3 protein-coding genes are annotated in these 1,847 nt (G+C 57.6%); 2 read left to right on the forward strand and 1 reads right to left on the reverse strand.

What is annotated here, in order from left to right; translation table 11 throughout:
- Positions 1–24: 24 nt before the first annotated feature.
- Both Q0341_RS15275 and Q0341_RS13335 read left to right on the forward strand, forming a co-directional pair.
- On the forward strand, positions 25–72 hold the full coding sequence (locus Q0341_RS15275; RefSeq protein WP_366522773.1) for a hypothetical protein: 48 nt from the start codon (positions 25–27) through the stop codon (positions 70–72).
- A gap of 2 nt (positions 73–74) precedes the next feature.
- Positions 75–785, forward strand: a complete 711-nt coding sequence (locus Q0341_RS13335) for an ABC transporter ATP-binding protein (RefSeq protein WP_299514219.1) — start codon at positions 75–77, stop codon at positions 783–785.
- A 199-nt stretch (positions 786–984) separates the two neighbouring features.
- Here the strand turns inward: Q0341_RS13335 and Q0341_RS13340 are convergent.
- The coding region (locus tag Q0341_RS13340) for an ABC transporter substrate-binding protein (protein WP_299514222.1) at positions 985–1,847 on the reverse strand (863 nt) is incomplete at its 5' end.

Genomic DNA, 1,847 nt, shown 5'->3' on the forward strand with positions numbered 1-1,847 from the left:
ATTGCCGAGGGTACGCCAGAGCAAATCCAAAAACATCCCGAAGTGATCCGCGCATATTTGGGAGGGGCGTGAGCATGAACCTGTTAGAAGTCAAAAACCTCAACGCCTGGTACGGTGTGACGCAGGCCTTGTTCAACGTCAGCTTTGACCTCAAACAAGGTGGCATCACCACCATTTTGGGGGCCAATGGCGCAGGCAAAACAACCACTTTGCGCAGCATGTGCCAGACGGTCAAGACCTCGGGTGATGTGGTGTTCGTGGGCAAACCGATTGGTGGACTGGCCACCGACAAAATCGTCCGCATGGGCATGGCACACGTCCCGGATGGGCGCGGCACATTCACCGGGCTCACGGTCGAAGAAAATTTGCGCTTAGGTGCTTACACCCGCAAAGACAAGGATGCTGTTGGTCAAGACATGGAGAAGATTTTTGAACGCTTCCCGCGCCTCAAGGAGCGTCTGTACCAACAAGCGGGCACCTTGTCTGGCGGTGAGCAGCAAATGCTGGCGATCAGCCGTGCCCTGATGCTCAGGCCCAAACTGCTTTTACTGGACGAACCCTCTTTCGGATTGGCACCACTGATCGTTCAAGAGATTTTTGAAATCATGCGCAACATCAACAAAACCGATGGTGTGAGCATGTTGCTGGTCGAGCAAAACGCGTCTTTGGCGCTGAACCTTGCTGACCACGCCTACCTTTTAGAAACTGGGAATGTGGTGTTGTCCGGCCCAGCCGAAGACATCCGAGCAGACGAGTCTGTTCGCCGCACCTATCTCGGTTATTGAGCATCAAGGATCACATCGATGGACGGCTTTATTCTTCAAATATTCTCAGGCTTGGCCAACGGCAGCATTTATGCGGCTGTGGGTTTGGCGCTGGTGATGATTTACCAGTTATTAAATATTGTTTCAATTGCACATAAACAAATGAACACAGAATGCCGATCATATTCAGGTTTCCCCTGATTTCGGCTTCTGTCCCAGTTCAGGGCGCGGGCCGCACCATCTGGCAACTGCTGGGCAAGCTGGCCTGCTCGGCCTTGATCTGGCGCACCACCTTGAAGCCATAACCCGAGCCTTCCACGTCAAAGGGCACGCCGGGGGTGCCCTGGCGTGCCATCACGCCCACCACCAATGGCTGCTGAAACTGGTGGTCTTGTGCGCGCATGCTGCCGGTTTGCCCTGCAATGCCAACGCGGGCGGTTTCCAGTTGCAAGGCCACAGCCACGGGGTCGGTGCCCCCGGCTTTTTCCACCGCCTGCGCCAGCGCCTCGATCATGAGCTGCATGCGCACATGCACATAGTCTTCGGAGGGCTTGGGAAAACGCTGACGGAACGACTTGTAAAACTGCGCGCTGGCCTGGCCCGGTACGTTGGGCAACCAGTCGGCCACCGCGATCACACGCCCCACACCGGCTTCGCCAATGGCGGCAGGCGCGCCCAGGGCGTTGCCATAAAAGGTGTAGAACTTGCCTTCGTAACCGGCATCGCGCGCGGCCTTGACCAAGAGCGTCAGGTCATTGCCCCAGTTGCCGGTGATCACGGCCTGCGCCCCGCTGGCCTTGATCTTGGCGGCGTAGGGCAAAAAGTCTTTCACCCGACCCAAAGGGTGCAGCTCGTCGCCCACGATCTGTACATCCGGGCGCTGCACACCCAACTGCCGCCGGGCCTCGCGCAACACAGCCTGCCCGAAGCTGTAGTCCTGGCCGATCAGATAGGCCGAATTGACGCTTTGGTCTTCGCGCAAGACCTGCATGAGCGCCGCCATGCGCATGTCGGCATGGGCATCAAAACGGAAATGCCAGAAGCTGCATTTCTCGTTGGTCAAGGCCGGGTCCACCGCCGAGT

The sequence above is a fragment of the uncultured Limnohabitans sp. genome, from assembly GCF_937889215.1.
Lineage (GTDB): Bacteria > Pseudomonadota > Gammaproteobacteria > Burkholderiales > Burkholderiaceae_C > Limnohabitans_A.